Consider the following 22531-nt stretch of genomic DNA (forward strand, 5'->3'; position numbering starts at 1 on the left):
TGTTCCTTCGGGAACTATGGACATAAACGCGCTCGTAATAAGCGGATCGGACCCGGGGGCGGTACCCGGCGGCTCCACCAAAAAAGCCTTTCGTTGGAGGTGGTTAGGGGGCCGAAACAGGATCGACGAACGTCTAAAGGGGTTAGCTTTGTCCCGGTGAGATACCACCGTTATCGGTTCGCTAAAGCATAATTGCCAACGACAATCGTGCTCCGGTCGCCGTTGCTGCGTAAGCAGTAACAAGACCGAAATCTAAGCCCAGCCCTCTAGCAAGGTCTGGCGGGGTTCGCAGGCACCTGGCAACAGAAGCCTGCACTTTGCATTTCAACATATTGAAATTATTATATTTTTGCGACACCCCGCAAAAACCTTGCACGAATCTTGAAGGGCGTTATCACCCTTTCATGCAACCCTCATACGGTGATCTTTTTCGGGTGTTCGGGCGTATTGGCCTGCTGTCTTTCGGCGGCCCGGCCGCCCAGATCGCTCTGATGCACACGGAACTAGTGGATCGGCATAAGTGGTTGAAGGAAAATCAATTTCTCGGCGCACTGTCCTTCTGCATGTTACTTCCCGGCCCCGAAGCCATGCAGCTGGCTACCTACGCCGGTTGGCGCCTGCGCGGCACTCTTGGCGGCCTAATCGCCGGCGGCCTGTTCGTTCTGCCCGGTGCCATGGTCATCCTGTTGCTCGCAATGGGCTACGCGGCATATGGTCAAGTGCCTGTAATCCAAGCACTTTTCATGGGGATCAAGGCGGCGGTCGTCATTATCGTGTTGCAAGCGTTACTCTCGCTTGCGCGCCGTGCTCTCAAGGGTTGGGACAGTTGGGCCTTGGCGGGACTGGGCTTTGTTGCGATGTTTTTCCTTTCGGTTCCGTTTCCAGCGATTATCGCAACGGCGGCCCTCTGGGGCTTTGTCATGCGGCATGGCGACACCGAAGAGGCACCTGAGAAAAGCGCCACAAAGCACTATAAATCCACGATAAAAACGGTTTTGATCTGGCTGGCAATCTGGGGGCTGCCAATCTTTTTGGCCTGGGCATCTGGCAACCAGTTCCTCACCAGTGTCGCGGTCTTCTTCTCAAAACTCGCGATAGTCACCTTCGGCGGCGCCTATGCTGTTTTGGCCTACATGACACAATCGGTCGTCGAAACGCATGGCTGGCTCAGTACCGCGCAAATGATCGACGCTCTGGGTCTTGCCGAAACCACACCGGGCCCACTCATTCTTGTTACTCAGTTCGTGGGTCATCTGGCAGGTCACCAAGAAGGCGGTGTGATGCTTGCACTCACGTCCGGATTGTTGACCCTCTGGGTAACCTTTGTGCCTTGTTTTTTATGGATTTTCGCGGGCGCGCCCTACGTGGAAACTCTTCTTGCGCGCCCCAGGTTGAAAGGCGCGCTATCCGCGATATCGGCCGCTGTCGTGGGCGTTATCCTGAACCTGTCGGTCTGGTTCGCCCTGCATGTTCTTTTCACGCAGATCGTTCCTGGCTCCCTTGGACCTCTGCCCGTCTTGTCGAGTTTCAATTCTCTTGCTGCCAGCTTCGTCATTCTAGCCGCCATTCTATTACTCGGCTTTCGCCGTTCGATGATCACCACACTTGTTATCATGGCTGTCTGTGCCGGAAGTCTGCACCTCGTCTTTTGACTAAGACGCCGCAGAGGTCTTTTGTTTTGGATCGAATCCCCTATGCTTGCCGATAGGAAATATGAGGCTCCGATGTCTGACACGATTGACTATGGAAAACTGATGCACAGGGCCATGCGTGGCTTGATTCAAGAAGTCCTCCTTGACGTGCGGGACAACGGACTGCCGGGCGCTCATCACTTCTTCATTACGTTTGACACGACGCACCCTGATGTGCAGTTGGCCGACTGGTTGCACGACAGATACCCATCAGAGATGACCGTCGTCATGCAACATTGGTTCGATGACCTCGAAGTAACCAATGATGGCTTTTCAGTGACGCTCAATTTCGGCGATGCGCCAGAGCATCTCTATGTGCCTTACGATTCCATACAGACTTTCGTGGACCCATCGGTTGAATTTGGCCTTCGCTTCGAAACTCAGGAAGAAGAAGAACCGAGTGATCCTTCACATCATCCCGATTATGAACAAGATCACTCTGACACAGAAGACGACCATAGCGACGCCGACATTGTCAGCTTGGACAGTTTCCGGAAATAGCGCGGTGCCGCCACCCCTGTATTCCATAGTATACATTGTTGATCTTTCCGGTGCGTCGGGTATGACAGGAGCAACCTAGACGCAGGAGAGCCACAATGACCGCAACCCGCACCGAAACCGATAGCTTCGGCCCTTTGGAAGTGCCCACAGACAAGTACTGGGGCGCGCAAACACAACGTTCCTTGATGAATTTTCCGATTGGTTGGGAACAACAACCGGTCGCCATCGTGCGCGCGCTTGGCGTGATCAAGAAGGCCTGCGCGCAGGCCAACAAGGAATTGGGCAACATTGATCCGGAATTGGCCGATGCCATCATTCAGGCCGCTGGTGAGGTATTCGAGGGCAAATTTGATGACAACTTTCCACTTGTAGTTTGGCAGACGGGCTCGGGCACGCAGTCGAACATGAACTCCAACGAGGTGATCGCCAACCGAGCCATTGAAATTTTGGGCGGCGAGATCGGCTCCAAGCATCCCGTACACCCCAATGATCATTGCAACATGGGGCAGTCGTCAAACGATACCTTCCCGACCGCGATGCATATCGCCACGGCGATGAGTGTGCATGACGTGCTGCTTCCTGGTCTTGAAAAACTGGCCGCGTCATTGGAAGCAAAATCCAATGAATTCAAAGACATCATCAAGATTGGCCGGACTCACACACAGGACGCGACACCATTAACACTGGGTCAGGAATTCTCGGGTTATGCCCATCAGGTCCGCCAAGGCATCGACCGCGTCAAGGCCGCATTGCCGGCGATTTACGAACTGGCGCAGGGTGGCACGGCCGTTGGTACGGGCCTCAACACCAAAAAGGGTTGGGGAGAAACGGTCGCGGCCAACATGGCCGAGATCACCGGACTACCTTTCGTCACAGCACCGAATAAATTCGAAGCTCTGGCGGCGCATGATGCGATGGTTTTCATGTCTGGCGCAATCGCCACTGTGGCGGGTAGCTGTTACAAAATTGCCAATGATATCAGGTTCTTGGGCAGCGGTCCTCGCTCGGGGCTTGGCGAATTGATCCTGCCCGAGAATGAGCCGGGCAGCTCGATCATGCCGGGCAAGGTGAACCCAACGCAGGCCGAAGCGCTGACTCAGGTGGCCGCACATGTGATGGGCAATGACGCGGCGATCAAGTTTGCCGGGTCGCAGGGGCATTTTGAACTCAATGTCTACAACCCGATGATGTCCTATAACTTGTTGCAATCTATACAACTTTTGGGTGACGCAGCAGATAGTTTCACCGAGCGGATGCTCAATGGCATCAAGGCCAATGAGGAGCGGATCGAAAAACTGATGCGCGAAAGCCTGATGTTGGTCACCGCACTGGCGCCGACCATTGGCTATGACAACGCCACGAAGGTTGCCAAGACCGCGCACAAGAACGGCACGACACTTAAAGAAGAGGCCATAAACCTCGGATTTGTCGACGAAAAAACCTTTGACGAGGTTGTACGGCCAGAGCAGATGATCGGGCCAAAGGACTAAGGCAAATGTCGAAACCGGTGAACCTGAATCGGTTTCGCAAGGAGAAGGCCCGGGCGGAAAAGCGCGCCCGGGCCGATGAAAACGCCGTCAAACATGGCCGGACCAAGGCCCAGAAAGAGCTTGAAAAGTCGCGCAATGTCAAAGACTTGGCGGATTTTTCGAGACATAAGCGGGATGAGGAATGAGCGGGCGGCCGATCAAACGGTCGCTGACCTTGCGGGGGCATCGCACCAGCGTGTCCTTGGAGGAAGAATTCTGGCGCGCCTTTCGCGAAATTGCGGAAGAAAAATCTATTCCAATCAATGCGTTGGCTGCAGAAATTGATGAGGCACGCGGGGTGGAGTCGGGCCTTGCCTCGGCCATTCGGCTTTATATTCTAAAGCACTACCGCGACCGGGCCTGAGTTTCGTACGAGTCGTACGCTTAACCCCCTATTTTCGTACGAAAATCCGGGGGGTCTGAAAACCTTTCGTACGAGTCGTACGAAACCCGGCGCTTTTCAGGCCTGACGGCCTTCGGCGCGCCTGCGCGAGGAGCGTAGCGATGAGCGCCCCCTAGCCCCTTGGCGTGATGCGAAGCCAGATGCCATCCTTGCCGCGCACCGTGAGATGCGCCACCGGCATGGCGGGGCGCTCCGGGACGAGATCGAAGCGATAGGCCCGGACCAGCATCGACAAAAGAAGCGGCCCTTCGATCATGGCAAAGCCCGCACCGGTGCAGACACGCTGACCGGCGGAAAAGGGCATGTAGGCGGAGCGCAGGCAGGTCTTACCATTTTCGGTGCCAAAGCGGGCGGGGTCGAATTCATCGGGGCGATCCCAGAGGCGTTCGTGGCGGTGCTGGTGCCAAGGGCTGAGCACGATTTGCGCGCCTTTGGGTACGTCACGATCGCGAAAGCGTTCGGGGCATGTGGCCTCGCGCACCATCATTGGGACCGGGGGATAAAGCCGCAGGGTTTCGCGGAAGACATCGCGAGCCAAGCGTAGTTTGCCTACTTGGGCGAAGTCGGGGCCGTGGTCGCTGTAGATCTGAAGGGCCTCCTGCGCCAACTTCTCTTGCCAGTCTTGATAGAGCGCCAGCATGTAAAGCGCCCAAGCGAGGGCCGAGGCGCTGGTTTCATGGCCTGCAAGGAAAAAGATCGCCACTTGGTCGACCATTTCCTCGGTCTCGAACCGTTCACCTGTCAATGGGTCTTCGGTGGTCATGATCTTGGTGGCCAGATCGTCGGGGGCGGTGCCGGCCTTGATCTGCTGCATCCGGGCGGCGGTGAGGTCTGTAATAAGCCGACGGATGGTGGCGGCGGTTTTCTTGGCCTCGCCGCGGTGGAAGCGCGGCATCCAGCGGGGCAGCGGCAGGAAGGCCCCGAGGTTCAGAACCGGTTGCGCGCGCTGGTGATCGCGGAAGGCGTGAAACACCTGTGTGGCGATTTCGTTTTCGATGGGGATGGAAAAGAGCGTGCGAAAGATCACGTCGGCGGCGGCGTGCGAGGTCTCGGACTCGATCTCATGCGGCTCTCCATTGGCCACCGAAGCAAGGCGCGTCACGGCCCCCTGCCCGGCCTTGAGCATCGCCGGATAGGTATCGCGCAACCGGCCGCCTTCGAAGGCCGGGTCGATGATCCGGCGTTGGCGTTTCCATGTTTCCCCATTGGTGACGAAGACCGAGTTGCCCAGAAGCGGCGCCAGCCCTTCGCGGATGCGGTCGGATTTCGGAAAATCATCGGGGCGGTTCTTTAGCACCAGATCGACCAATTCGGGCTGATTGCAGAGGTAGGAGCGGAAAAAGGGTGTTTTGAACTCGGCCATCCATGCGCGGTAGAGGCGCGCGGGTTGGGCCGAGAGGATATCTTGGCGAAACAGTTTCATGTAGCGCCAGAGGGACACGCGCCCCTCGCGCGCCGGGGGTTTGGGTGGCAGGGTCATGCGGCCATCCCGGTGAACTTGTTGGCCGGAATGCTAATGGTGCTGGGCGAAGGTGGGCGGCCTTCAAAGCGGGTGCCCAAGGTTTGCGGGCCTGCGGTGATTTGGAAATAGTCGTAGTCGCCGGGGCGGTCGAAGGCGCAGAGGTATTGGAAATGCAGCCGGAAAAAGCGCCAGCGGAGTTCTTTCCAGCGGTCGGGACTGAGGGTGTGGGTGAAGGCTGCAGAGAGCACCAGCGGGGATGTCTGACCCTCTGGGGCGACGCCGGAAACGGCCACGGGATCACAAAGCGCGAAGGCGCAGCCATCGCCGGGGGCGGTGACATCGACCCACGCGAGCTCATCGCGGGTGCTAAGGTAATGCAGATCGGCGCGCAGGCGGTGGGCCTTGGGCAGGAAAGAGACCATGGGGACGACTTGGCCTAGGCTTAGGAACGAGAGGCTTGGGCCGTTTGTGGGGACGCGGTTTTTTCGGATGAGGTCCGACAGGATCGACACGCCAAGATGTGCGCCGGAGGAATGGCCGACGACGAGGACTTCGTCGAGGTCTTCAGTGAGGGCCTGGGCGATTTCATTGGTGAATTCGGCCATGCGTGCCTCAAGCTCGAGCGGGTTGGCGCCCTTGTGGCGGGCGGAATAGGCATAATCGTGCATCAGGTAATAGGCGAAGAGCTTGTTATCCTTGGCCTTGAACCAATGCAAAAGGCCCCAAGCGGTGGGCAGAAGGCCCAGCCAATAAGCAAGGCTGGCCGCCATGTGGTGAGCGGCGAAACTGGTGCTTTCCTGCCCCAAGGGCAGGAATTGCGTGGCCCATGCGAGGCCCTTGCCGACGAGGTGTCCGGCAAGCAGCGCCAGCAGCAGTTGCCCGATCAGCATCCCCACAGGATAGAGTGCTGCGATCACCGGCCCCTTGCGCAGGCGCATCAGCCGGAAAAGCGCGCCCGAGGCGATATAGGCCCAAGCGGTGCGGACAAGTTGCGCGTAGGTGCCAAGGATGCCTTTCTCCATACTGTCGCGAACGATGTCGGACCAGACGAGCACGTCAAAGGTGGTTTGGGTGGTTTGCCCGTCGATCTCCCCTTCGACGTTCCAGCCGTAGCGGGCGGTGCTGCCGTCTTCGGTTTTCTTGGGGCTGAGGGTGATGTCGTAGCCGGAAATGCGCGCCTGTTCCGCGCTCTCCTTGCGGTAGAGTTCGCGGTAGCGGCGGGGGTGGATCGGATCGTACCCCGGGATATAGAAGACGCGCCTTTTGCGCACAGGGCTTGGGCTGCTCATGACCTCGGACCTCTTTACCGGGCAACCCTAGCGCAGGTTTTTGGCGAGAGTAAGGCCTATCCCAAGGCCGCGAGCGAGGGGAAGGTTTCCAGCAGCCAGAAGGAGAAATCGGAAAAGCCGCCAGTGAGCATCAGAAGGCCGATGGTCCAGAGCAGCAGGCCCATGATGCGTTCAATTTGTTCCATGTGGCGCTTCATCCAGCCCATGAGGCCCGTCAGGCGCGGCAGGAAGGCGGCGACCAGCAGGAAGGGGACGCCAAGGCCGATGGCGTAGAGCGCCAGCAGCAGAGTGCCGCGGGTGACGTTGCCCTCGGAGGCGGCCATCGACAGGATCGCGCCCAGTTGCGGGCCGATGCAGGGTGTCCAGCCGAAGGCAAAGGCGAGGCCCAGGATATAGGCCCCGAAGGAAGAGCCGCCCTTGTCCCCCACGTCCAGCCGCGCCTCGCGATCGAGAAAACCGATGCGGTAGACGCCGACGAAATGCGCGCCGAAGCCCATGACGAGTAGCCCCGCGACGGTGTTGAAAGTGTCTTGGTATTGCAGGAAGGTTTGGCCGATGGCCGAGGCGGTGAACCCGAGGAACAGAAAGACCGTCGAGAGGCCCAGCACGAAGAAGAGTGCGGGGATCACGGCGCGGGCGCGTTTTTGGCCCTCTTGGCTGAGTTCCGTCAGGGTGACACCGCTCATGTAAGCGATATAGGGCGGCACGATGGGCAAGACGCAAGGCGACAGGAACGAGATAACCCCCGCCAGTAGCGCCACGATCATGGCGGGAAGAAGCCCCGCGTCGATGATTTCGATTCCGAACATATGGCTCAGATAATCCATTTGCAGGGCGGCGTCACGGCACGCAATGTCACAACCTTGTGGACAGGCTGTAACAGAGCGCTTAAGTCGCGGGTATGGAGATTGCCGAGACATTGGATGCGCGGGGATTGCTGTGCCCGCTACCCGTTTTGAAGCTGCGCAAGCGGATGGTGCCGCTGGCGGCGGGCGATTGCATCGAGATGCTGGCGGATGACCCGGCGGCAGTGGTGGACGTGCCGCATTTCTGTGCAGAAGCGGGCCATGAGGTTGTCAACATGCGCGAAGCGGACGGCCACCAGATTTACGTGGTACGCAAGGCTGGTTAGCCTGAACAGCAGGCCAACCAACTGTTCGGGCGTGTCGCTGTAGGTACTACAAACGGCGCACATGCTGCAGCGCGGCATGGCTGATCGTGCAAACCAATCATCAGGACGTCCAAGCGCGAGGATAAAGCGATGATACAGGTCTTGTCTGGCGTCTGGGCGCTTTTGCTGGGGATCGTCTTTATCATGCTGGGCAACGGCATGCATTTTACCCTCATCGGGTTGCGCGGCGATATCGAAGGCTTTTCAGCCTCGGAATTGGCGATTGTCACCTCGGGGTATTTCATCGGCTTCCTGTCGGGCGCGCGGCTGACCCCCGGCATGATCCGGCGGGTTGGGCATGTGCGGGCATTTGCCGCCCTTGGCAGCCTGATGTCGGGGGGCCTGATTGCCTTTCCTTTGATCGCGGACCCTTGGGCCTGGACCATCCTGCGTATCCTGATCGGGTTTTGCATGTCGGGGATCTATGTCACCGCTGAAAGCTGGCTGAACGATGCGGCCACCAACGAGACGCGCGGCAAGGTCTTGTCGGCTTACATGATTGCGCAGACCTTGGGGATCATCGGGGCGCAGGGCCTGCTGACATTGGGGGATGCGGGCACATCGGTCTTGTTTATCGGGGCATCGATATTGGTGTCGATTTCGCTGACGCCGATTCTTTTGTCGGTGACGCCGGTTCCTGCTGCCGAGGTGGCGCGGCCCATGCCCCTGAGAAAGCTGTTTGTCGGCTCACCTTTGGGGACGGTCGGGATATTCCTGTTGGGCAGTGTCTATGCGACGCAATCGGGGATGGGCGCGGTGTTCGGCACCCAGATTGGCATGAGCACGGCGCAGGTGGCCTTGTTCGTGGCGATGCTGTTTGGCGGGGCCTTGGTGCTGCAATATCCCATTGGCTGGCTGTCGGACCGCATGGACCGGCGCAAGTTGATTTTCGGGGCCGCTTTGCTGGGGGCCTTGGCCTGCGCGGCGGGATGGATGCTTGGCGGGGATATCGGCGCCTTGATGGCGGCGGCTTTTGTGGCGGGCGGGACAACCACGCCGCTTTACGCCCTGTTTCTGGCCTATACGAACGACGCGCTTTCGCCGGAGGACATGCCAGCGGCCTCGGGCGGGCTGGTCTTTACCTTCGGGCTTGGGGCAATTGTCGGGCCAATGGCCGCAGGTTGGGCGATGCAGGGCGCCGGGCCGTTCGCTTTCTGGCTGGTCTTGGGAACGACATTCGCGGCGATCGCGCTTTATGCGCTTTATCGCATGACGCAGCGCGAGGTGACGCCGGTGGAGGAAACCGAAAGCTACCTTGGGGTTCTGCCCTCGGCCTCGCCCGTGGCGGTGGAAGCGGCAGGCGCATGGTCGGCCGAGCAGGCCGAGGCGGAGCGCGAGGAGGACGCCACGTAAACGCCGCTATGCGAGGATCACATCGTCAAGCGCCTTGGGGTGGTCGGTAAGCGGCTCATATCCGCTGTCCGTGATGACAAAACTATCGCCCACCTGCGCGCGGAAGGTCTCGACCGTGACCGAACCATCAACCGCCAAAACCATGCCGGGTTGCAGAATCGTTTGATCGCCGGTCACCAGTTGCGGTTTTTCCAGAAAGCTGAACCCCGTGGCGCGGCCACAACGGAAGGGATAGTCATAGCCCGCGCCTTGGATCACCTCGGCATAGGCGGCATGGACGCTTTCGGCAGTGACACCGGGGCGCAGGGCGGAAAGGGCTGCGGCTTGGCTATCCACGGCGACTTGGTAGACATCGGCCTGTGAGGGGTCAGCGATATCACCGATCCAGAAGGTTCGGTCAAACACCAGTTTGAAGCGGTGAAAGTTGGTCATCCCGCAAAAACAAAGGAAAACCGGTTCACCGTGTTGCATGATGCGGGTGCTGGCGCGGTGGTGAGTTTTGGTGATGTCCTCGCCCGAGGCCATGATTTGCAGGAAGTGGGTGTTGGGCGACATATCGGCATCGTCGTAATGCGCCTGAAGAAGCTCGGCGGCCCGGCGGGTGCCCGCCTGTGAGGTGGCGATGGCGACCTCGTATTCGGGCACCCCTGCCCCGATGGCGGCGCGCCCGGCGGCCATCATCGCATTGGCGACCTCGCCTGCGTGGCGGGCGAGTTGCACCTCCTGCGGCGATTTGATCATCCGCATCTCCTCCAAGATGGGCGTGATATTGGCCATGCGCTCAGCGGGGCGCAAATCCTCCAGATAGCGGCGCACGAGAGGCGGCATCTGGTCGGGTTCAATCGCGACACTTCCGGCCCCTTTGAGCGCGCCAGGCAGCGCGGCGCGCCATTCCTGCCCTGCCCCGTCATTCCAGGCCGCGATCTTGTCGACGCGCGCGTTGGCTTGAGCGGTATTGAGGTCGATCACGGGGGTGATGAGCAGGCTATCGCCCTCGCGCGGGATCACAAGGATCGTCGGGCGGCCGAACTCCATATGCAGGTAGTCGTAGTAGCCGGTGAGGTAATAAATATTGTCCTCATCCGTGATCAGCGCAACATCGAGGCCCTGCTGGGCCATATGGCCGCGCAGGGCCTGCACACGGGGTTCGAACATTGGCATCGGCCTTCGTGCTGTTGCTATCCGTGCCGGAGTGTGACCCAAGCCCCTGTTCTGGCCAAGAAAAAACGCCGCGTCCCGAGGGGCGCGGCGTTTTCTTTGCGTGGGGTTAGCGGCCCAAGGACCACCAGCCGCGTTTTTTCGGCTTGGGTGGTTCCGAGTCGCCGGGTTCCGGTTCAGCGGGCGCCGCTGTGGCTGTTGCTGTTTCCTTCACGGGCTCAGGTTCCGGTGCGGGCTTGGGGGCCTCTTCCGCCGCGGGGGCGGGTTTTGCCTTGGGCTGCGCCTCTTGCTTGGGGGCGTCCTGGTTGGGGGCCTCCGGGGTGGCCTCGGACGCATCCGCCTTGGGTTCGGCCTTGGCTTTGCTGCTGCTACGCGGCTTGCGCGTACGCTTTGGCTTGGGGGCCTCGGCGGTATCCTCTGCCTTGGTTTCGGCTTCGGCGGCTTTGGCCTCGGGTGCGGCCGCTTCGGTGCTTTCTTCGGCCTTGGCCGCCTTGGATTTGGAGCGCGAGCGCGACCGGGTGGCTTTTTTGGGCTTATCCTCGGCCGCCGGGGTATCCTCGGGTTTGGCTTCGGGCGCGTCCTCTGACTTGGCCTCGGCCGCCTCGGCAGGCTTGTCTGCCTTATCCCCGGACTCGGAGGGCTGGCCCTCGTCGTTGGCGGCCTGTGCCTCGCCGTTCTGTCCCTCCTCGCCCGATTTGGACTTGGAGCGGCGGCGGCGGCGGCGGCGGCGCTTCTTGGGCTTGCCCTCTTCACCGTTATTCTCGGCGTTCTCGGCATTGTCGTCCGATTTCGCCTCGGCCTCAGGCGCACCGCTACTGTCGACATCATCCATCAGCGAACTGTCGACAGACACGACCGGTGCGGTGGCTTCGGGGACATTTCGCGTGGCCGTCTTGAACTTCTCGATGCTAAAATCGGGCGAGATCAGCAGCGGGTCCCCTTCGATGCGCACGGAAAGGCCATAGCGGGCTTCGATTTGTGCCACATGTTCGCGTTTTTGGTTCATCAGGAAGTTGGCGATGCCGACGGGGCACTTCACCAGCACTTCGCGGGAGCGGCCGCGCACGCCTTCTTCTTCGATCTGGCGCAGGATCGACAGGGCGAGGTTGTCGTCGGAGCGGATGAGGCCGGTACCGTGACAGGCCGGGCAAGGCTGTGTCGTGGCCTCGATCATGCCGGGGCGCAGGCGTTGGCGGCTCATTTCCATCAGGCCAAAGCCCGAGATGCGGCCAACCTGAATGCGGGCGCGGTCGGACTTGAGCTTGTCCTTCATCCGCTTTTCGACGGCGGCGTTGTTCTTGCGCTCGTCCATGTCGATGAAGTCGATCACGATGAGACCGGCCAGATCGCGCAGGCGCAATTGGCGGGCCACTTCTTCGGCGGCTTCGAGGTTTGTCTTGGTCGCGGTTTCCTCGATCGAGCCTTCCTTGGTGGCGCGGCCGGAGTTCACGTCGATCGCGACAAGCGCCTCGGTGACGCCGATAACGATGTAGCCGCCCGACTTGAGCTGTACCGTCGGGTTGAACATGGAGCTGAGGTAGCTTTCCACCTGATAGCGGGCGAAAAGCGGCATTTGGTCGTGGTAATGCTTCACGTTCTTGGCGTGGGACGGCATGATCATTTTCATGAAGTCCTTGGCGATGCGGTAGCCGCGTTCGCCTTCGACCAGCACCTCGTCGATCTCGCGGTTGTAAAGGTCGCGGATCGAACGTTTGATCAGGTCACCTTCTTCGTAAATCTTCGCGGGTGCGATGGATTTCAGCGTGAGTTCGCGGATTTGTTCCCAAAGCCGTTGCAGGTATTCGTAGTCACGCTTGATTTCCGCCTTGGTGCGTTTGGCCCCCGCCGTGCGGATGATCAGGCCCGCGCCCTTGGGCACGTCGATCTCGCTGGCGGTGTCCTTGAGCTTTTTGCGGTCGGCGGCATTGGTGATCTTGCGGGAGATGCCACCGCCACGGGCGGTGTTGGGCATCAGGACGCAGTAGCGGCCTGCAAGGCTGAGGTAGGTTGTGAGCGCGGCACCCTTGTTGCCGCGTTCCTCTTTGACGACCTGCACCAGAAGGATCTGGCGGACCTTGATGACCTCTTGGATTTTATACCGGCGCGGGCGCGGTTTGCGCGGCGGGCGGATGTCTTCCTGGTCGTCGTCGTCGGCGACGGATTCGATCGAGTCGTCCTTGGCCGTGGCGTCGGAGCGTTTTGGGCTGTCGGTGTCGTCGTCGTCACTATCAGCGTTTTGAGCCTCTGAGACGTCGTCAGCCTTTGCCTCGGAGGCATTGTCCGATTTGTCGTTTTTCTCGGGTGTGGCTTCATCGGCGGGTTCTTCGACCGGGGTCTCGCCCACGGTTTCCATCGGCGAGGTGCCCTCGGGCGTGGAGTCCGTTTCATCCCCGTCAAGGTCGATGGTTTCCATGCCGGAAATCTCACCGCCCTTGGCCTCGGATTCGGGGGTGCTTTCGGCCTCGGTGCTGACCACGGCATCGTTGGTTTCGGCCTTTTCGGCCTTCGACTTGGAGCGCGACCGGGAGCGCGAGCGCGAGGGTTTCTTGGGTTTCTCGTCGGCTTCTTCCTGCGCGCGCTGTGCCTCGGCATAGGCGCGTTCTTCTTCCAGAAGCGCCTCGCGGTCGGCCACGGGGATTTGGTAGTAATCCGGGTGGATTTCCGAGAAGGCGAGGAAGCCGTGGCGGTTGCCGCCATAGTCGACGAAGGCCGCCTGAAGCGACGGTTCGACCCGTGTTACCTTTGCGAGATAGATGTTGCCGGCGAGTTGCCGTTTGTTGTCGGATTCAAAATCAAATTCCTCGACCTTGTTTCCGTCGACCACCACGACGCGGGTCTCTTCCGCGTGGGTGGCATCGATGAGCATTTTCTTAGCCATGTTATCCGTTTGCACCGCGGCACACGCGCCTGCCCCTGCCCGGGTGGGCCGAGGGAGCATGCGGAATGCGGGGGGTGTCTGTTGGGCGCGATGGCGGGCGTACGGAAGGGTGTGCCGGTTTCAGCACCTGCCCCTTGCCTATGGTGTAGCGCGCGCTTCATCGCGGTTCTTCTTCTCCGGCGCTTTGCCTTGCGCCAACTCTGTCACCTGCGGGTCCGTCTGTACGGCGGCAGGCATTCGGGTGATCCCCGGTCGGGGGACCTGATCGGTCTGTTTCGAGGTGTGGACGCAGTTTTCGTCCTACAACGGCCCTAAACAGCGAAACTCTTGCTGCGCGGGAGTAATCCCGGCCTGATTAGCACACTAAAGCCTTGGGTGGGCCAATTACAATGGGGAAAATGCAATGCGGCAGTCGGCGCGGCGCGATGCGCCGCATCCGACAAGACGGTTGTCCTACAAATAATCCGACCGTTGCAGGCCGTATTTGGCCATCTTTTCGTTCAACGTGCGGCGTGGCAGGCAGAGTTCGTCCATCACGCTGGCGATCGAGCCCTTGTGGCGGCGCATCGTGTTGTCGATGAGCATACGCTCAAACGCTTCGACATATTCCTTGAGGGGTTTGCCTTCGGTGGTCATCACCGGCTGCATTTCCTGATGGTCCGACATCAGCAGCGAGGCGATGGTGCCCGAGCCACGGCGCGACTGAAGCACGGCGCGTTCGGCCACGTTGATGAGTTGCCGCACGTTGCCGGGCCAAGGCGCTTGCAGAAGCTGGGCAGCTTCCTGCGCGCTGACCTCGGGGGTTTCGCAGCCATAATCATCGGCGAAGTTCTCGGAAAACCGGGTGAAGAGTGTCAGGATATCCTCGCCGCGCTGGCGAAGGGGCGGCACGGTGATCCGCAGGCTGCCAAGGCGATAGAAGAGATCCGAGCGCAGGGCATCTTCGCAGGTGCGGTCCTGTTCCTGCATGTTGGATATCGCGACGATACGCGTTTCGGGCGGGGTGCCTTCATCGTTGATGAAGGTCAGCAGACGGGCCTGCACCGCGTCCGAAAGGGACTCGATGTCTTCCAGCACGAGCGTGCCGCCGCGCGCCTCTTCCACCGCCGGGATTTGGCTGTCTTCAGGTTGGACGGGGCCAAAAAGACGCTTGATGAGCGCATCTTCCTCGAAGGCGGCACAGGAGACGAGAACGAATTTCTTGCCCGCGCGGGAGCCAACGGCATGCAGGGCATGGGCGACGAGCGTCTTTCCGGTGCCGGTTTCGCCTTCGACCAGCACATGGCCATCGGCCTGCCCCAGATCGAGAATATCCTCTTTGAGCCGTTCCATGACAGGAGAGACGCCAATCAGCTTTTTCATCAACTGGCCGCCATCGGACAACTCGCGCCGCAAGGCGCGGCTGTCCAGCGTCATACGGCGAGCGTTGGTGGCCTTTTTGGCCAGTTGGTTCATCTTGTCGGGATTGAACGGCTTTTCGAGGAAGTCATAAGCCCCCATGCGCATCGCCTCGACCGCCATGGGCACATCGCCGTGGCCGGTGATCATGATCACCGGCAGGCTGGAATCCGTGCCCATCAGCTTCTTGAGGAATTGCATCCCATCCATGCCGGGCATCTTGATGTCGGTGACGACGATACCGGGATAATCTGGCCCAAGGGCTTTGAGCGCCTCTTCGGCACTTCCGAAGGCCTCGGTATCGTAGCCGGAAAGCGCCAGCCATTGGCTGATGGATTGGCGCATGTCCTTTTCGTCGTCGACGATGGCAATTTTCATGGCACTTGGCATTTCAGATCACTCCGCAGCACGGGTTTCTTCGGGTAAGATAGGAAGCTGCATTTCAAATACAGCCCCCCCGCCAACCGCGTTGCGCGCGGTCAGCCGGCCCCCAAGGTCGTTGACGATACCCGAGGAAATGGCAAGACCCAGCCCCACACCGTCACCGGGTTGCTTGGTGGTGTAGAAGGGCTCGAACAGGTTTTCGATGTCCTCTATTCCATGTCCGTTGTCGCGCACGGTGAGCATTGCCGTTTCCCCGCCCACAAGCAGAATGTCGATGGCCGGATCGGAACTTGCTTCGGTGGCGTCCATGGCGTTGCGCAGCAGGTTGATGATAACCTGTTCGATGCGAACCCGGTCGCCCATCACGACGACGGGGTCATCGGGGATGGACCGGGTGATGGTGATCTTTCGCTGGCGCAATTGCGGCTCCATCATGGTCAGCGCGGAATTGAGCGCTTCGTCCATTTTTACTGGCTCAAACGCATCGCGATCCTGCCGCGCGTAGGATTTTAGCTGCTTGGTGATGGCCCCCATCCGTTCAATCAGATCGTCGATCCTTTGGAACGAGGAAAGCGCCTCGTCGGGGCGATTGCGGGTCAACAGAAGGCGCGCGCCGGCGAGGTAGGTTTTCATGGCGGCAAGCGGCTGATTCAGTTCATGGCTGACGGCCGCCGACATCTCGCCCAGAGCGGCGAGCTTGGAGCTTTGGGCAAGGGTTTGTTCGGCTACGTCGAGGTTTTCCTGCACCCTTTCACGTTCGGCGATTTCCCGCTGTAGGCGTGCGTTCAATGCGCGAAGCTCTGCCGACTCGCGCTGGAAGAGCGCCATGCGCACGGCCGTTTTGCGATTCAGGAAATAGAAAGCGAGGGCGAGAAGAATCGCGAAGCCCATGATTTCGAGGGCCAGAACACCGTTCACCTTCTCGCGCACACTGGCGTAGGTGGTGAAGGAGGCTATGCGCCAGCCGCGGAACGCCACCCGCCCCTCGACGCGCATAACCGCTTCGCCCTGCAAGTAGGCGTCGGCGGGCAGTGCCGTCCAATCTGCGGTAGCCTGAATGGCGCGCTGAATGGCACTGTCGACAGGCTCGCGGCGCAGGGCTTCGGCCTCGCTCAGGCCACGCCAGCGGGGTTCGGTGGCAAGAATGATCCGCCCTTCGCTATCGGTGACGAGAACGGCATCGGATATCCCGGCCCAAGCGCGCTCGTATTTGGCCAGGTCAACCTCGACAACGATAACACCGGCGACTTGGTTCTGGCTTTCGATGCGGCGCGAATAGAAAAAGCGATATTGCCCTGTTTCGTCTTCAAGCAGCTGGAAAATGGTGTCTCGGGCGCGAAGGGCTTCAACGTAGTATGGCGCTTGGCGATGGCTTTGGCCAAGTTTGTCGCGTTCTGTCGCCGCCACGGTGCGGCCATCGCGATCCAGCAAGGTAAGCGAGGCGGCTCCGATTTCTTCGAGAAAGGACAAAAGGCGCTGTGTCGATTGCGTGTAATCGCCGGTATTCAGGGCCTGAATAAGCGCCGGGTCACGCGCGAGGAGTTGCGGAACAATCGCGTTTTGGCGCAGTTCGCTGAGCAGGTTGCCGCTGTAGAGGACAAGCCGAAGTTCTGCCCGGTTCCGGGTGTTTTCGGTGAACCGGTCTGTCAGAAGCCTGTTGGTCACGTAGACCACGCCAATCGCCATGGCGAGGATGACCAGCAAGGCCAGTCGCGCACGCCAACTGAAGGTGCGCGTCCGTCGGCGCACGGAATTTGCAGAGGTAGGCAGCAGGCTCATTGCCATAATCTACGCCCGCAAGACCCGCGCGGCAAGAGGATCAGGCCGCCACCACCTGAGACACGAGGCTGTCGAACATCGCCGCGCCATCGGTGCCGCCATGGGCCTCTTCGGCCATGCGTTCGGGGTGCGGCATCATGCCGAGCACGCGGCGGTTTTCCGACAGCACGCCGGCGATATCCTCGACCGAGCCGTTGGGGTTGGTGTTGTAGGTGAAGGCCACCCGTGCCTCGCCATGCAGACGCTTGAGCGTTTCGGCGTCGGCGAAATAGTTGCCGTCGTGGTGGGCGATGGGGAAGGTCACGGTTTGACCGGCCTCGTAACCGGAGGTGAAGGCGCTGTCAGACGTTTGGACCGTCAGTTCCACCGGCTTGCAGATATATTTCAGGGCCGCGTTACGCAGCAGGACACCGGGCAAAAGGCCGGTTTCCGTGAGCACCTGAAAGCCGTTGCAGATTCCAAGCACATAGCCGCCCTTTTCGGCATGGGCGACGACCGAGCGGCAAATCGGCGAATTGGCGGCAATCGCGCCGCAGCGCAGGTAATCCCCGAAAGAAAACCCGCCGGGCACGCCGATCAGGTCGATGCCCTCGGGCAGCGCGGTATCCTTGTGCCAGACCATGGAGACCTTGGCCCCTGCCCGCTCAAGCGCGACAGCCATGTCGCGATCGCAGTTGGAACCGGGAAAAACGATGACGGCGGCGTGCATCACGACACCTCGACCGAGTAGCTTTCGATTACGGTATTGGCGAGCAGTTTTTCGCACATCTGCGTCACGGCCTCGCGCGCTTTTTCGGCATCTGTTTCGGCAAGGTCCAGTTCGATTACCTTGCCTTGGCGCACCCCTTCGACCCCGTCAAAGCCCAGTTGGCCCAAAGCGTGGCGCACGGCCTCGCCCTGAGGGTCAAGAACGCCGTTTTTCAGCATGACATGCACGCGAGCTTTCATGGTTTTCTTCCCGTGTTTGCGTGGCGCGGGCGGCGCCGGTTGGTTACTTGGCGGCGCGATCAGTTGATCAGCGTCGGCTTTGTCATCTGGGCGGTGTTCTTGGGCATGACGCCCAAGCGGGTGGCCACTTCGGAATAGGCATCGGTCAGACTGCCGAGATCGCGGCGGAACACATCTTTGTCCAGCTTCTCGCCGGTCTCGATGTCCCACAAGCGGCAGCTGTCGGGGCTGATTTCGTCGGCGACGATCAAGCGCATGAAATCACCTTCGTAGACGCGGCCAATCTCGATCTTGAAGTCGATCAGCTTGATCCCGACGCCGTACATGACGCCTGAGAGGAAATCGTTGACCCGCAAGGCAAGGCTGAGGATATCGTCCATGTCCTGCTGGCTGGCCCAGCCGAAGGCGGCGATGTGTTCCTCGGTCACCAGCGGATCGCCGAGCTTGTCATCCTTGAGGCAGTATTCGACGATCGGGCGCGGCAATTGGGTGCCTTCGTCGATACCAAGACGTTTGGACATAGATCCAGCCGCATAGTTGCGCACGATCACTTCAAGCGGCACGATCTCGCAACTGCGAACCAGTTGCTCTCGCATATTGAGCCGCTTGAGGAAGTGATTGGGAATGCCGATGTTGGTCAAACCCAGCATAAAGTACTCCGACAGGATGTTGTTGAGGACGCCCTTGCCCTCGATCACATCCTTTTTTTCGGCATTGTAAGCGGTTGCATCGTCCTTGAAATACTGGACGACGGTGCCGGGTTCCGGCCCCTCGTAAAGGGTTTTCGCCTTGCCTTCGTAAATTTTCTTGCGCCGCGCCAAAGCAGCCTCCGTCGCTGACCGGGGATGAGTCCCGCAGGTCCTTGGCGCCCTCTTAGTGCATGAGGGGAAACGCCGCAAGATGGCTCAAGATGCCACTGGGGCCTTGCGATCCGGGGCGCGGGGCGGCATATCTTGGCTAACTGCAACGCTGCTCTAGGGGAATGACCCATGACCACCTTCGACGATCGCGAAAACGCATTCGAAAACAAGTTCGCCCATGACGAGGAAATGAAATTCAAGGCCGAAGCCCGCCGCAACAAGCTCTTGGGTCTTTGGGCGGCGGAACTTCTGGGCAAGACAGGCGACGATGCCGACACCTATGCCAAGGAAGTCGTGCTTTCGGATTTCGAAGAGGCCGGTCACGAAGATGTGGTGCGCAAGGTCGCCGGTGATCTTGGCGATCTGGCCGATGCCGACACGATCCGTGGCAAGATGGACGAGCTGCTGCGGGTCGCGAAAGACCAATTGGTCAAGGAAACCGACTAAGTCGCGCCATCATTCCAGGTAATGTCAACGGACTGCGCATTGTCGCGGTCCGTTTTTACATGCGCTTTAATCGATATCATTGTCGCGATGGCATGATGGTCATATGCTGCGGTCCGTGAACGTGATACGGATAAGAGCATGCTTGACGGCCTTGAGTTTCAAACCCGAACGCAATGCCCGGCTTGTGAGGAGCGGGACCATATTTCACTGTGGCGCGGGCAGTTCGATGACGCGGATGTTGCCCGCAATATAGACCTTTACCATTACAGTGGCGATTGGCGCGGCGCGCTTGGCACGGCGCCGTTTGACTTGGTGAAATGCAAAGCCTGCCACTTTAAGTATCACCAATATATTATTGATAACCAATCACTTAATACGGTTTACGGTGAATGGGCGGATGCCGAACAGGCCCGCCGGTTCGAAGCGGCGCATGTGCCGACAAAGGTGGACCGGTGGGGCTACCACACACAACTGGCCAAGCTGGTCTTGCGGCTGAGGCGATTGATAGGACGCGACACCGACGCACCCCGCATTCTTGATTTCGGCTGTGGCGATGGGGCGCTGTTGCGGATGGCGCGCGGGTTTGGCTTTGATGCCTGTGGTATCGACGTCAGTGCCTCGCGCAGTGGTGCGGCGCTGAACGACGGCTACCGCATCTATTCTGATTTTGAGGCACTGGACGCGGCTGACCCCGAACCGTTTGACGCAATCGTCCTGTCGCAGGTTCTGGAGCACGTTGCCGACCCGCTTGATCTGTTGAAGGCCTTGGAGGCGCGTCTTGCACCGGAGGGTGTGCTGTTTGTTGCTGTTCCGGATACATCGGGTGTTACCGTACCACGCAGCTTTCAGGAGTTCACACTGGTGCAGCCGATTGAACACATCAATGCCTTCACCCCCGACAGCCTGCGCGATCTGGCGCGACGGGCGGGGTTTACGCCGGTCCGCAGGCCGTCAGCCTTTGTCACGACACGGGCGCGCGATGTTTTGCGTGCGGCGATGAACTGGTTTTTTCAGCCGAAGACGACGGATGTATTCTTGCAGCGCACTGATAGCTGATCGGTATGTGAGCCGCTTGCATGATCCTCATGCAATCTATGAATTTGCCTCACGCCCCCACATATGACAGGAAACAGAAAAGCGGCGGCCCTGCCCCGCGTGCAACGGTTTGAAAGGCGCGAAATGAGCAACGCACTCAGCAAGATGATGGAAACCCGCGACTGGATCTTGGCGGATGGAGCCACGGGCACCAACCTGTTCAACATGGGGCTGGAATCAGGCGATGCGCCCGAGTTGTGGAACGAGCAGCACCCCGACCGGATCAAGAAGCTGTACCGGCTGGCCGTGGATGCAGGGAGCGACCTGTTTTTGACCAACTCTTTTGGAGGCAATGCCGCGCGGCTGAAGCTGCACGGCGCGGAAAAGCGCGCGCGAGAGCTGTCGCGCATGTCCGCCGAGATCGGCCGCGATGTGGCCGATGCCAAGGGTCGCGATATTATCGTTGCAGGCTCGGTTGGGCCGACGGGTGAAATCATGGCGCCCATGGGGGAACTGACCCATGAACTGGCCGTGGAAATCTTCCACGAACAAGCGGATGGGCTGAAAGAAGGCGGCGCGGATGTGCTGTGGCTGGAAACGATCAGCGCGCCCGAGGAATACAAGGCCGCCGCAGAAGCCTTCAAACTGGCCGATATGCCGTGGTGCGGGACCATGAGTTTCGACACCGCAGGGCGCACGATGATGGGCGTCACCTCGGCTGATATGGTGACCATGGTGGCGAAGTTGGACAACCCGCCGATGGCCTTCGGGGCCAATTGCGGTGTGGGTGCGGCGGACCTGATGCGCACGGTAATGGGTTTTATCGCCCAAGGGACAGAGCGCCCGGTGATTGCCAAGGGTAATGCAGGGATTCCCAAATATGTAGACGGGCATATCCATTATGACGGCACGCCCGAATTGATGGCCGAATACGCGGTTCTGGCGCGCGATGCGGGGGCGACGATCATCGGGGGCTGCTGTGGGACGATGCCCGAACACCTGTCGCAGATGCGCGAGGCCTTGGAAAGCCGGCCCCGGGGCGAGCGTCCGACGCTCGAAGAGGTGGCCGAAAAGCTGGGCGGGTTTTCCTCGGCAGTGGATGGCACCGGTGAGGATGACACGCCCAAGCGCCGCACCCGGCGGCGACGCGGTTAAAACAGGCTGAGTTGGTCGCCCTTTTGCGGCGGCGGCTTGAACAGATCGCAGCGCAGCTTTGGCTGCGCGCGGTCCAGGCCCAAGCGTTTGGCGGCCAGATCGAAGCGTTGCGCAATCATCTGGGCGTAGGTGCCGCTGCCGCGCATGCGGCGGCCCCAATCGGCAGAGTAATCCTTCCCGCCGTGCATCTCACGTACCCGCGCCATGACGCGCCCAGCCCGGTCGGGGTAATGTGTCACCAGCCATTCACGAAAGAGCTGGGACACCTCCAAAGGCAAGCGCAGCATGATCCATGAGGCCGCCGTGGCCCCGGCCCCCTGCCCGGCCTTGAGCAGCGCTTCGATCTCGTGGTCGGTCAGCCCCGGCACAATGGGCGAGGTCATCACCCGTACCGGCACCCCTGACCCGGAGAGTCGTTCGATCATTTGCAAACGGCGCGCAGGCGATGGCGCACGCGGCTCCATCCGACGCGAGAGCGTGGGATCGAGGGTGGTGAGCGATATGCCGACACGGACCAAGCCACGCGTCGCCATATCCGAAAGAATGTCCAGATCGCGTTCGATCAAGCGCCCCTTGGTGACAATGGCGACGGGATGATTGAAACGGTCCAGCACTTTCAGGCAGGCGCGCGTCACTTCATGCGTCTTTTCAATGGGTTGGTAAGGGTCCGTATTGGTGCCAATGGCGATGGGCGCCACCCGGTAGCGCGCGGCGCGCAATTCATGATTCAAGGCTGCGGGCGCCTCGGGGCGGGCCACAAGGCGGGTTTCGAAATCCAGGCCCGCCGATAGGCCCAGCCACGCATGGCTTGGCCGTGCGAAACAATAGATGCAGCCATGTTCGCAGCCGCGATACGGGTTGATCGAGCGGTCAAATGGCAGATCGGGCGAGCGATTGTAAGTGATGATCTTGCGCGGGTTTTCCATGCACACCTCAGTGCGCAAAACGCCTGCCCCCGGCGCATCCGGCTCAAAACAGCGCTCCAGCCTTTCGAAACGGCCAACACCATTCGAGCCCGCCGCCCGACCGGGGCGACGCAGCGCTGGATCATGGGTGAGGGATTGCGACATGTCGCAACATTGGAACAAAT

The 22531-nt window shown here is 60.2% G+C and carries 21 protein-coding genes and 1 other RNA gene; 11 read left to right on the forward strand and 11 right to left on the reverse strand.

The features are described 5' to 3' along the window. The 6 genes from ssrA to QZ498_RS11365 form a co-directional block, all read left to right on the forward strand. Positions 1 to 317: a transfer-messenger RNA gene (gene ssrA, locus QZ498_RS11340) on the forward strand; the annotation flags it as partial. Positions 318 to 404: 87 nt separating this feature from the next. Next, positions 405 to 1652 carry a chromate efflux transporter gene (gene chrA, locus QZ498_RS11345; protein WP_294622393.1) on the forward strand — a complete coding sequence of 416 codons (1248 nt, stop codon included), beginning with the start codon at positions 405 to 407 and terminating at the stop codon, positions 1650 to 1652. Between the two features lie 72 nt (positions 1653 to 1724). Beyond that, a complete protein-coding gene (locus QZ498_RS11350; RefSeq protein WP_294622310.1) occupies positions 1725 to 2192 on the forward strand; it encodes an SspB family protein in 468 nt (155 codons plus the stop codon). 95 nt (positions 2193 to 2287) lie between these two features. Beyond that, a complete protein-coding gene (fumC, locus tag QZ498_RS11355) occupies positions 2288 to 3682 on the forward strand; it encodes a class II fumarate hydratase (protein WP_294622312.1) in 1395 nt (464 codons plus the stop codon). Between the two features lie 5 nt (positions 3683 to 3687). Next, complete coding sequence (locus tag QZ498_RS11360; protein WP_294622314.1) at positions 3688 to 3867, forward strand: DUF4169 family protein; 180 nt, start codon at positions 3688 to 3690, stop codon at positions 3865 to 3867. Next, entirely contained in the window at positions 3864 to 4085 is a 222-nt protein-coding gene (locus QZ498_RS11365; RefSeq protein ID WP_294622315.1) for a ribbon-helix-helix domain-containing protein, read from the forward strand. Before QZ498_RS11360 ends, QZ498_RS11365 begins: the two co-directional genes overlap by 4 nt. Positions 4086 to 4236: 151 nt before the next feature. Here QZ498_RS11365 and QZ498_RS11370 read toward each other — a convergent pair whose 3' ends face one another. The 3 genes from QZ498_RS11370 to QZ498_RS11380 are packed head-to-tail and all read right to left on the reverse strand — an operon-like array spanning position 4237 to position 7684. Continuing rightward, the gene (locus tag QZ498_RS11370) at positions 4237 to 5604 is read right to left on the reverse strand and encodes a cytochrome P450 (protein ID WP_294622317.1); all 1368 of its coding nucleotides are present in this window, start codon (positions 5602 to 5604) and stop codon (positions 4237 to 4239) included. Then, positions 5601 to 6875, reverse strand: coding sequence for a hypothetical protein (locus tag QZ498_RS11375; protein ID WP_294622319.1), 1275 nt, complete (start codon positions 6873 to 6875; stop codon positions 5601 to 5603). The genes QZ498_RS11370 and QZ498_RS11375 overlap by 4 nt, the downstream gene beginning before the upstream one ends. 56 nt (positions 6876 to 6931) lie before the next feature. After that, complete coding sequence (locus QZ498_RS11380) at positions 6932 to 7684, reverse strand: cytochrome c biogenesis protein CcdA (protein ID WP_294622395.1); 753 nt, start codon at positions 7682 to 7684, stop codon at positions 6932 to 6934. A 92-nt stretch (positions 7685 to 7776) separates the two neighbouring features. On the opposite strand from QZ498_RS11380, the gene QZ498_RS11385 reads away from it, so the two are divergent. Together QZ498_RS11385 and QZ498_RS11390 are read left to right on the forward strand one after the other, a co-directional pair. Continuing rightward, positions 7777 to 8007, forward strand: a complete 231-nt coding sequence (locus QZ498_RS11385) for a sulfurtransferase TusA family protein (RefSeq protein ID WP_294622321.1) — start codon at positions 7777 to 7779, stop codon at positions 8005 to 8007. Between the two features lie 129 nt (positions 8008 to 8136). Next, positions 8137 to 9399, forward strand: a complete 1263-nt coding sequence (locus tag QZ498_RS11390) for an MFS transporter (protein WP_294622323.1) — start codon at positions 8137 to 8139, stop codon at positions 9397 to 9399. Positions 9400 to 9405: 6 nt separating this feature from the next. Here the strand turns inward: QZ498_RS11390 and QZ498_RS11395 are convergent, their stop codons facing one another. The 7 genes from QZ498_RS11395 to purC form a co-directional block, all read right to left on the reverse strand. Further along, positions 9406 to 10554, reverse strand: a complete 1149-nt coding sequence (locus tag QZ498_RS11395) for a Xaa-Pro peptidase family protein (protein WP_294622325.1) — start codon at positions 10552 to 10554, stop codon at positions 9406 to 9408. A 112-nt stretch (positions 10555 to 10666) separates the two neighbouring features. Next, positions 10667 to 13435 carry an Rne/Rng family ribonuclease gene (locus QZ498_RS11400; RefSeq protein WP_294622327.1) on the reverse strand — a complete coding sequence of 923 codons (2769 nt, stop codon included), beginning with the start codon at positions 13433 to 13435 and terminating at the stop codon, positions 10667 to 10669. 453 nt (positions 13436 to 13888) lie between these two features. After that, complete coding sequence (locus tag QZ498_RS11405) at positions 13889 to 15223, reverse strand: sigma-54 dependent transcriptional regulator (RefSeq protein ID WP_294622329.1); 1335 nt, start codon at positions 15221 to 15223, stop codon at positions 13889 to 13891. 6 nt (positions 15224 to 15229) lie between these two features. After that, on the reverse strand, positions 15230 to 16996 hold the full coding sequence (locus QZ498_RS11410; RefSeq protein ID WP_294622331.1) for an ATP-binding protein: 1767 nt from the start codon (positions 16994 to 16996) through the stop codon (positions 15230 to 15232). Positions 16997 to 17036: 40 nt separating this feature from the next. Beyond that, positions 17037 to 17705, reverse strand: a complete 669-nt coding sequence (gene purQ, locus QZ498_RS11415) for a phosphoribosylformylglycinamidine synthase subunit PurQ (RefSeq protein WP_294622333.1) — start codon at positions 17703 to 17705, stop codon at positions 17037 to 17039. After that, the gene (purS, locus tag QZ498_RS11420) at positions 17705 to 17944 is read right to left on the reverse strand and encodes a phosphoribosylformylglycinamidine synthase subunit PurS (protein WP_294622335.1); all 240 of its coding nucleotides are present in this window, start codon (positions 17942 to 17944) and stop codon (positions 17705 to 17707) included. The genes purQ and purS overlap by 1 nt, the downstream gene beginning before the upstream one ends. 59 nt (positions 17945 to 18003) lie before the next feature. Further along, positions 18004 to 18765, reverse strand: coding sequence for a phosphoribosylaminoimidazolesuccinocarboxamide synthase (gene purC, locus QZ498_RS11425; RefSeq protein ID WP_294622337.1), 762 nt, complete (start codon positions 18763 to 18765; stop codon positions 18004 to 18006). A 168-nt stretch (positions 18766 to 18933) separates the two neighbouring features. Here purC and QZ498_RS11430 point away from each other — a divergent pair, with 168 nt between their 5' ends. The 3 genes from QZ498_RS11430 (at position 18934) to bmt (ending at position 21441) form a co-directional block, all read left to right on the forward strand. Continuing rightward, entirely contained in the window at positions 18934 to 19251 is a 318-nt protein-coding gene (locus tag QZ498_RS11430; protein WP_294622339.1) for a DUF1476 domain-containing protein, read from the forward strand. A gap of 138 nt (positions 19252 to 19389) precedes the next feature. After that, a complete protein-coding gene (locus QZ498_RS11435) occupies positions 19390 to 20307 on the forward strand; it encodes a class I SAM-dependent methyltransferase (RefSeq protein ID WP_294622341.1) in 918 nt (305 codons plus the stop codon). A gap of 123 nt (positions 20308 to 20430) precedes the next feature. Then, positions 20431 to 21441: a betaine--homocysteine S-methyltransferase gene (gene bmt / locus QZ498_RS11440; protein ID WP_294622342.1), complete on the forward strand. Its 1011-nt coding sequence runs from the start codon at positions 20431 to 20433 to the stop codon at positions 21439 to 21441. Here bmt and QZ498_RS11445 read toward each other — a convergent pair. Continuing rightward, the gene (locus QZ498_RS11445) at positions 21438 to 22511 is read right to left on the reverse strand and encodes a PA0069 family radical SAM protein (protein WP_294622344.1); all 1074 of its coding nucleotides are present in this window, start codon (positions 22509 to 22511) and stop codon (positions 21438 to 21440) included. The genes bmt and QZ498_RS11445 overlap by 4 nt on opposite strands. Positions 22512 to 22531: the final 20 nt, after the last annotated feature.

Source organism: uncultured Roseovarius sp. (assembly GCF_913057115.1).
Taxonomy (GTDB): Bacteria; Pseudomonadota; Alphaproteobacteria; order Rhodobacterales; family Rhodobacteraceae; genus Roseovarius.

Coding starts and splice junctions, on each gene's coding strand:
- chrA (WP_294622393.1), top strand. CDS start 405: ATGCAACCCTCATACGGTGATCTTTTTCGGGTGTTCGGGCGTATTGGC.
- QZ498_RS11350 (WP_294622310.1), top strand. CDS start 1,725: ATGTCTGACACGATTGACTATGGAAAACTGATGCACAGGGCCATGCGT.
- fumC (WP_294622312.1), top strand. CDS start 2,288: ATGACCGCAACCCGCACCGAAACCGATAGCTTCGGCCCTTTGGAAGTG.
- QZ498_RS11360 (WP_294622314.1), top strand. CDS start 3,688: ATGTCGAAACCGGTGAACCTGAATCGGTTTCGCAAGGAGAAGGCCCGG.
- QZ498_RS11365 (WP_294622315.1), top strand. CDS start 3,864: ATGAGCGGGCGGCCGATCAAACGGTCGCTGACCTTGCGGGGGCATCGC.
- QZ498_RS11370 (WP_294622317.1), bottom strand. CDS start 5,604: ATGACCCTGCCACCCAAACCCCCGGCGCGCGAGGGGCGCGTGTCCCTC.
- QZ498_RS11375 (WP_294622319.1), bottom strand. CDS start 6,875: ATGAGCAGCCCAAGCCCTGTGCGCAAAAGGCGCGTCTTCTATATCCCG.
- QZ498_RS11380 (WP_294622395.1), bottom strand. CDS start 7,684: ATGTTCGGAATCGAAATCATCGACGCGGGGCTTCTTCCCGCCATGATC.
- QZ498_RS11385 (WP_294622321.1), top strand. CDS start 7,777: ATGGAGATTGCCGAGACATTGGATGCGCGGGGATTGCTGTGCCCGCTA.
- QZ498_RS11390 (WP_294622323.1), top strand. CDS start 8,137: ATGATACAGGTCTTGTCTGGCGTCTGGGCGCTTTTGCTGGGGATCGTC.
- QZ498_RS11395 (WP_294622325.1), bottom strand. CDS start 10,554: ATGTTCGAACCCCGTGTGCAGGCCCTGCGCGGCCATATGGCCCAGCAG.
- QZ498_RS11400 (WP_294622327.1), bottom strand. CDS start 13,435: ATGGCTAAGAAAATGCTCATCGATGCCACCCACGCGGAAGAGACCCGC.
- QZ498_RS11405 (WP_294622329.1), bottom strand. CDS start 15,223: ATGCCAAGTGCCATGAAAATTGCCATCGTCGACGACGAAAAGGACATG.
- QZ498_RS11410 (WP_294622331.1), bottom strand. CDS start 16,996: ATGAGCCTGCTGCCTACCTCTGCAAATTCCGTGCGCCGACGGACGCGC.
- purQ (WP_294622333.1), bottom strand. CDS start 17,705: ATGCACGCCGCCGTCATCGTTTTTCCCGGTTCCAACTGCGATCGCGAC.
- purS (WP_294622335.1), bottom strand. CDS start 17,944: ATGAAAGCTCGCGTGCATGTCATGCTGAAAAACGGCGTTCTTGACCCT.
- QZ498_RS11430 (WP_294622339.1), top strand. CDS start 18,934: ATGACCACCTTCGACGATCGCGAAAACGCATTCGAAAACAAGTTCGCC.
- QZ498_RS11435 (WP_294622341.1), top strand. CDS start 19,390: ATGCTTGACGGCCTTGAGTTTCAAACCCGAACGCAATGCCCGGCTTGT.
- bmt (WP_294622342.1), top strand. CDS start 20,431: ATGAGCAACGCACTCAGCAAGATGATGGAAACCCGCGACTGGATCTTG.
- QZ498_RS11445 (WP_294622344.1), bottom strand. CDS start 22,511: ATGTCGCAATCCCTCACCCATGATCCAGCGCTGCGTCGCCCCGGTCGG.